Here is a 7317-nt window from a genome sequence, read left to right as displayed (position 1 = left end):
GCTCCATAACTTTAATTGTTTGATAATCATAAAGTTACAAATAATAAATCAACTAACCTACTGATATTCAATATATTAACACCTTGTATAAGATTGTTTTTCAATTAAATTTAAACAGCTTCTAAGAATTTTCATTGTCTCTTCAAATCTAATATTGCCTTTCAAAATGGTATCTAAATAATCTGCATTACCTTTGTGGACTGAAATAAAACAACGGAGTATGAAATATCTTATTGTAGGACTTGGAAATATTGGGCAGGAATACAATGGTACAAGGCATAATATTGGATTTACCATGGTCAATGCTTTGGCCGAAGAGGGAAAAGTTTCATTTGAAGAGAAGCGGTATGGTGCTGTGGCTCTGATGCGAATGAAAAATGCGGAACTCATACTTCTTAAGCCCAATACTTATATGAATCTCAGTGGTAATGCAGTCAGATATTGGGCGCAACAAGAGAATATTCCTATAGAAAGAATTCTTATTTTAGTTGATGATGTTGCCTTGCCTTTTGGCAAACTTCGGTTGAAGGCAAAGGGTAGTGATGCCGGGCATAATGGATTGAAAAACATTGCACAGATGCTTTCAACGCAGTCGTATGCCAGATTGAGATTTGGTTTGGGTAATGATTATCCACAAGGAGGTCAGATAGACTTTGTGTTAGGTCATTTTAGCCCTGAAGAGGAACGACAGATTACAGAGATTCTTCCGCAAGTTGTGGAAATTGTTCGTTCATTTTGTCTTGAAGGAGTGCAAAGAGCGATGAATAAGTACAATTAAAAACGGATTAATATATTAATAGAGCTAAAGGTTGTGATGTTTTGAGAGAATGCCCATAGGTGATTGAGATAATCATCTTGGCGATTGATCTTATGCTTAGTGGTATTAAGATTGTAGCTATACCTTTAGAACAAATCATTTCAATTATGAGAAAGATTCAAATTTTGTCAGTGATGACAGCATTAGTCTTCTTGTGTTCTTGTTTTGGATACAGAAGTATTGCACAGACAACCACCCAGTTCCCTAAGTCTGACAGACAAGTTGTAATATTGTCTTTGGATGGGTTTAGGAGAAGTTATTTGGATGTTGCAAAGACACCTAATATTGATTCTATTGCCTCTGTAGGGTTTTTGGGTTTTTTGCAACCCAGCTATCCATCCCTAACTTTTCCCAATCATTATAGTATGGCCACCGGACTTTATCCAAATAGTCATGGTATTGTGACAAATATGTTTTTCGATAAGAAACTTGGTCGCTATAAATTGGGTGATCGTAAGTCAGTAGAAAATCCTGCTTTCTATGGAGGAGAACCTGTTTGGAACACGGCTGAGAGACAGGGCGTAAGGGCAGCCTCTTTCTTTTGGGTTGGAAGTGAAACGAATGTGAATGGTCATCAGCCATGGAGTTGGAAGAAGTATGATTCGAATGTCCCATATTATGATAGAGCTGATACTGTAATCAAATGGCTGTCGATGCCCAAATCGGAAAGACCGAGACTCATCATGTGGTACATCGAAGAGCCGGATCATTTTGGTCACCTTTATACTCCCGAGAGTCCTAAGACTATAGCTAAGGTTGAGCAGATGGATTCTGTGGTGGGCTATTTCTTAAATAAACTTCGTCAGTTGCCTAATCGTGACAATGTCGACTTTATTCTTGTTTCGGATCATGGTATGGCGGCTTATACTCCGGGGCAATCGGTTGACTTGTCTGAATATCTCGATCGCAATGATTTTGATCATATCGTTGATGGTGTGCCTTCTATGCTATATCCTAAGAAGGGTAAACTCAAAAAAGTGCTCAAGGATCTAAAGAAAGTTCCTAATGTGACCTTTTATCGCAAAGGCGATATACCCAAGCGTTTTCATTTTGGATCTAATCCAAGGATTGGCGAAATTGTTGTGATGCCAAACATTGGTACATATCTGTATTTTAGAGAGGGTAAGGCTAAAAAGATTGTTGGCGGTGCCCATGGATATGACAATGCCGCTCCGGAGATGAAAGCTCTATTTGCTGGTTTTGGCCCGGATTTTAAGCAAGATATTCGCTTTAGTTCTCCAATCCCCAATATTACCATTTATCCTCTTCTATGTAGACTTCTTTCTATAGAGCCGGCAAAAAATGATGCATCTGAAAAGGATGTAGATAGAGTTATTAACGGGGAAGAATAAAACAATTAGTATAGATATGTTTGTTTCAAGAAAACTCAGAGCGGACCATATCGTCGATTATGTCATATATATGTGGCAGGTTGAGGATTTGATCCGTGCTTGCAATCTCGATATTGATTTGGTCAGGAAGACTCTTTTACCCAAATATGATGTCACTGATGAAGAGCAAAGGCAATTGGACAAATGGTATAGTGAACTTGTTGACATGATGCTGACAGAGGGGTTAAGAGAAAAAGGCCACCTCAATATTGTTCGTATAGTCATGATGCAACTCGAAGAACTTCATCATAAGCTTCTTTCTGATCAGAAGGAGCAGATTTATGCCAGCCTTTACTATCAAGTATTGCCATATATTGTGGGTCTGAGAAAAAATTCTACTGATCTTGATCGAGGTGAGATAGAGACCTGTATGGATGCTTTGTATGGATTTTCTCTATTGAAGATGCAAGGTAAAGATGTGAGTAAGGAGACAACAGAGGCTTTGAGCAGGGTTGGTAATTTCCTTACTTTCTTATCCGAAAGATATAAGACGAAAGACGATCCTGAGGAAGATATGCCTGTAGGTTGATGGTATATCTCTTTTAGAATCTTTTGAATACAGGAGATTCTTAATATAAGGAGGCTGATTTCTCCACTTGTCAAATGCAAAAATGTTTGGGGTATGACAACCCGAATACATTTTTGCATTTGTGCTTTCATGAGTGTACCTTCGTAATGGAAAATGTCTATTGAAGGGTCTCATAACATTAAAAATGTTATTTAGACTTCCCGAAGAATAAGCTAAAAAGAATATTTAAATGACAACAATCATAGTAACCGGAGGAAAAGGTCAGTTAGGATTGTCTATCAAGGAGGTGGTACAGAGACTAAACCTCCATGAGAGATATCGTTTCTTTTATCCGGATATTGAGGAGCTTGATTTGTGCCTTAGTGAGAGTCAGGTTAAGGAGAAAATCCTTCAAATGGCTTCTTCTATTACTGAAAATAGAGAGGATAAGCTCTTAATAATCAATTGTGCTGCTTATACAGCTGTAGATCAAGCCGAACAAGAAAAGGAAAAGGTCTATGCATTGAATGTCGATGTGCCACGAAAGTTGGCTTCTATCGTAAGTCGGATCCCTAATGCCGGATTAATACAGCTCAGTACCGATTTTGTTTTTGATGGAGAGCAGAGTGTGCCTTATCTGGAGGAGGATGGACCATGTCCTCTCTCTCAATATGGTTTATCCAAGTTGGAAGCGGAGAAAGCTTTGATGCACTTGTCTTTTGAGGGGCGTGCCATTGTGGTTCGTACAGCTTGGCTGTATTCGGAATATGGCAAAAACTTTGTCAAAACGATGGTTCGACTTGCGATGGAAAAAGATGAGATTGGAGTCGTTTCAGACCAGATCGGTACTCCTACTTATGCTCCGTATTTAGCCCATACACTACTGGTTATTGCTGAGGCTTTTATAGCTGAAGGGCATTTTCGTACCGGACTTATTCATTGTACGGATAGTGGTGTTGCCTCTTGGTATGATCTGGCCTGCGTGTCTATTGGATTGTTGTCGCAAAAGCAGGTCAAATCAGTTAGGCCTATTCGTACATCGGACTATCCGACAGCAGCAAAAAGACCTTCTTATAGTGTGTTGTCCAAGGATAGATTGTCCTCTTTGTATGCGATTACCCATCCGCATTGGACTGTGGGGGTAAAGGATTGTATCAATCGATTAGAACATAAATAAGCAATCAACAATGAAAATAGCAATCATAGGTGTAGGATATGTGGGGCTGGTAAGTGGAGCTTGCTTTGCCGAGTTAGGTGCAGATGTGTATTGTGTGGATGTGGATGAGAGGAAGATAGCTCAGCTTAGAGAGGGGGTAATGCCAATCTACGAAGCGAGACTTCAGCCAATGGTCAAAAGAAATGTTGAGGCTTCAAGGCTCCATTTTGAAACAGATCTTAGTCTGGTATTGCCTTTGGTGGAGATTGTTTTTATTGCTGTTGGTACGCCTCCAGACCAGGATGGATCGGCGGACCTGTCACATGTGCTTGAGGTTGCACGAACCATAGGTAAGTCGATGGATAGCTATAAGTTGATAGTTTGCAAAAGTACTGTGCCGGTAGGAACTTCTCGCAAGGTAAAAGCGGCTATTCGAGAAGAGTTGGATAAGAGAGGATTTGGAGATGTTGAATTTGATGTGGCCTCAAATCCTGAGTTTTTGAAAGAGGGAAATGCAGTTGAAGATTTTATGAAGCCGGACCGAGTGGTGGTCGGAGTGGAAAGTGATAGAGCAAAAGAGCTTCTTACATATCTTTATAAACCGATGCAACTCAACAATTTCCGAGTCCTGTTTATGGATATACCATCTGCCGAGATGACGAAGTATGCTGCCAATGCCATGTTGGCAACAAGGATTAGCTTTATGAATGATATTGCAAATCTTTGTGAGTATGTCGGGGCAGATGTCAATATGGTCAGACGAGGTATCGGCAGTGACTCGAGGATTGGGAGCAAATTCCTTTATCCTGGGTGTGGCTATGGAGGAAGTTGTTTCCCGAAGGATGTGAAGGCTTTGATACAGACAGCTCGAGACAATGGCTATGAGATGCGAGTGCTCAATGCTGTGGAAGATGTGAATGCCAGACAGAAAAAACTCCTTTTTGAGAAGTTTGATCGTTATTACAACCACGATGTAAAAGGTCGGAAAGTAGCCATTTGGGGTCTTAGTTTCAAACCTGGTACGGATGATATGAGAGAGGCTACATCCCTTGTTCTTATTCAACAGTTACTTGAAGCAGGTTGTGAGGTTTCTGTTTACGATCCTATAGCCATGGATGAGGCTAAACGTCGTATTGGAGATAAGGTCCGCTATGCAAATGATTTGTATGACGCAGTCATAGACGCTGATGCTCTTTTTCATGTAACGGAGTGGAAAGAGTTTAGGATGCCATCTTGGGAAGTAGTCAAGAGATCAATGAACAATCCCCTGCTTATAGATGGAAGAAATGTCTATGATTTGCCTGATTCTTTTGGTTTTACATATATGGGAATTGGTATCTAAGCGAAATTATATTTGAGACAGATGGCTGCTTAACGCATCTAATAACAACAATAAGTCTTATTTAGATGTGATAGGCAGCCATTATTGTTTGTTTTTGTATAGAAAAAGCGACATTAAAATCTTACCTTTGAGGATAATATAACGAAACGATTATCATATTAGTAGAATTATGGCAACACCACAATTTAAGTATCAGAAGCCGTTTGAGCTTTCAGAAGATCAGACAGAGTATTATCTGTTGACCGATAAGTATGTGTCTACCAAACCATTTGGAGATAAGGAGATGCTTTGCATCGAACCGGAGGGGTTGAGAGCTTTGGCTCGTCAATGTTTTCATGATGCCTCATTTTTCTTAAGACCTGCTCATCAGCGTCAAGTTGCAAAGATTCTTTCAGACCCGGAAGCCAGTGAGAATGATAAATTTGTAGCTCTCACATTTTTGCGAAACTCAGAAGTTTCAGCTAAGGGGCAACTTCCTGTATGTCAAGATACCGGGACTGCTATCATCTTAGGCAAAAAGGGTCAATATGTCTTTACCGGTGGCAATGATGAGGAGTATCTTTCTCATGGTGTTTATGATACATATACAGAAGACAATTTGCGTTATTCTCAGAATGCTCCTTTGGATATGTATAAGGAGGTCAATACCGGTTGCAACCTTCCGGCACAGATCGATTTGCTGGCAGTAGATGGTGACGAATACAATTTTCTTTGTATCGCTAAAGGGGGAGGATCGGCCAATAAGACCTATCTCTATCAAGAGACAAAAGCACTCCTTAATCCTGAGAAACTTGTTCCTTTCCTTGTAGAAAAGTTGGGAACATTGGGTACTGCAGCTTGTCCTCCATACCATGTTGCGTTTGTGATTGGTGGAACTTCGGCAGAAATGAACCTTAAGACTGTCAAGTTGGCTTCTGCCAAATATTATGACAATCTGCCAACGGAAGGTAATGAAGGAGGTCGAGCATTCCGTGATACCAAGTTGGAAGCCGAAGTTCTTGAAGCTGCTCGTAGGTTGGGTTATGGTGCACAGTTTGGAGGTAAGTATTATGCTCATGATGTAAGGATTATCCGTTTGCCTCGCCATGGTGCAAGTTGTCCTGTCGGTCTTGGAGTTAGCTGTTCGGCAGACCGCAATATTAAGGCTAAAATCAATAAGGAAGGTATTTGGATTGAGAAGATGGAGACCAATCCTGCTTCGCTTATTCCGGAAGAGTATCGCAAGGGAATGGAGGGTCAAGTAGTAAGTATTGACCTAAATCGTCCAATGAAAGATATTCTGGCTGAGCTTGATAAGTATCCGGTATCGACACGCCTTTCTCTCAATGGTACCATTATCGTAGGTCGTGATATTGCTCATGCTAAGCTGAAAGAGAGACTTGAAAAAGGAGAAGGTCTGCCTGAATATGTTAAGAATCATCCCATCTATTATGCCGGACCGGCTAAGACACCCAAAGGAATGCCATCCGGATCATTTGGTCCAACCACAGCCGGGCGTATGGACTCTTATGTAGACCTATTCCAGCAAAATGGTGGATCAATGGTAATGATCGCCAAAGGAAATCGCTCTCAGGCTGTTACAGATGCTTGTAAAAAGCATGGAGGATTTTATTTGGGAAGTATCGGAGGCCCTGCAGCAATCTTAGCTCAAGACAGCATTAAGAAGGTTGAATGTCTGGAATATCCTGAGCTGGGAATGGAGGCCATTTGGAAGATCGAGGTAGAAGACTTCCCGGCTTTCATTTTGGTTGACAATAAGGGTAATGATTTCTTTACTCAGATTCGTGAGAATTGTTCCAAATGTGCTTTGAATAAATAAGGTTAACCGATCCGCTATTTACCTTTTGTAGGTAATAGCTTTATATGAATAGGATTGTGAATGTCTAATCTCATAGATATTTACAATCCTATTTTATTGTACCTCAATTGTACATAAGTCTGTTCCCCCTTCAACCGATTTTAAGGATGTTTTGAGGATTATTGCTGTCCGATAAAAGTTTCATAGGACATATTAATGATGCTCAATCGCTGAATTTATGCGGTTGAGCATTTCATTTTTACAAGATAAGCCCCCCTAATCAAAAAGCGAGGGTATTAAAGGGG

At 40.4% G+C, this 7317-nt stretch carries 6 protein-coding genes; all 6 read left to right on the top strand.

Annotated features, from left to right (window positions below; all coding sequences use genetic code 11):
* Nucleotides 1–220 precede the first annotated feature (220 nt).
* The 6 genes from pth (at nt 221) to ACFO3G_RS04355 (ending at nt 7033) form a co-directional block, all read left to right on the top strand.
* The gene (gene pth / locus ACFO3G_RS04380; protein ID WP_380078342.1) at nt 221–778 is read left to right on the top strand and encodes an aminoacyl-tRNA hydrolase; all 558 of its coding nucleotides are present in this window, start codon (nt 221–223) and stop codon (nt 776–778) included.
* Between the two features lie 146 nt (nt 779–924).
* Nucleotides 925–2169 (top strand): alkaline phosphatase family protein, encoded by a 1245-nt coding sequence (locus tag ACFO3G_RS04375; protein ID WP_380078340.1) that lies wholly within the window; start codon nt 925–927, stop codon nt 2167–2169.
* 16 nt (nt 2170–2185) lie between these two features.
* Nucleotides 2186–2737 (top strand): DUF4924 family protein, encoded by a 552-nt coding sequence (locus tag ACFO3G_RS04370; RefSeq protein ID WP_380078338.1) that lies wholly within the window; start codon nt 2186–2188, stop codon nt 2735–2737.
* Nucleotides 2738–2966: 229 nt separating this feature from the next.
* A complete protein-coding gene (gene rfbD / locus ACFO3G_RS04365; protein ID WP_380078336.1) occupies nt 2967–3893 on the top strand; it encodes a dTDP-4-dehydrorhamnose reductase in 927 nt (308 codons plus the stop codon).
* A gap of 10 nt (nt 3894–3903) precedes the next feature.
* A complete protein-coding gene (locus ACFO3G_RS04360; RefSeq protein ID WP_380078334.1) occupies nt 3904–5214 on the top strand; it encodes a UDP-glucose dehydrogenase family protein in 1311 nt (436 codons plus the stop codon).
* A gap of 169 nt (nt 5215–5383) precedes the next feature.
* The gene (locus ACFO3G_RS04355; RefSeq protein ID WP_380078332.1) at nt 5384–7033 is read left to right on the top strand and encodes a fumarate hydratase; all 1650 of its coding nucleotides are present in this window, start codon (nt 5384–5386) and stop codon (nt 7031–7033) included.
* Nucleotides 7034–7317: the final 284 nt, after the last annotated feature.

Origin of the sequence: Falsiporphyromonas endometrii (genome assembly GCF_042654485.1) — a bacterium.
Classification (GTDB): domain Bacteria; phylum Bacteroidota; class Bacteroidia; order Bacteroidales; family Porphyromonadaceae; genus Porphyromonas; species Porphyromonas endometrii.
The sequence above is the reverse complement of the archived record's forward strand: the minus strand, read 5'-3'. Positions and strand labels throughout refer to the sequence as shown.

Bases quoted from the DNA above. Each gene is read 5' to 3' on its own strand.
- pth (WP_380078342.1), top strand. From the start codon at position 221: ATGAAATATCTTATTGTAGGACTTGGAAATATTGGGCAGGAATACAAT.
- ACFO3G_RS04375 (WP_380078340.1), top strand. From the start codon at position 925: ATGAGAAAGATTCAAATTTTGTCAGTGATGACAGCATTAGTCTTCTTG.
- ACFO3G_RS04370 (WP_380078338.1), top strand. From the start codon at position 2,186: ATGTTTGTTTCAAGAAAACTCAGAGCGGACCATATCGTCGATTATGTC.
- rfbD (WP_380078336.1), top strand. From the start codon at position 2,967: ATGACAACAATCATAGTAACCGGAGGAAAAGGTCAGTTAGGATTGTCT.
- ACFO3G_RS04360 (WP_380078334.1), top strand. From the start codon at position 3,904: ATGAAAATAGCAATCATAGGTGTAGGATATGTGGGGCTGGTAAGTGGA.
- ACFO3G_RS04355 (WP_380078332.1), top strand. From the start codon at position 5,384: ATGGCAACACCACAATTTAAGTATCAGAAGCCGTTTGAGCTTTCAGAA.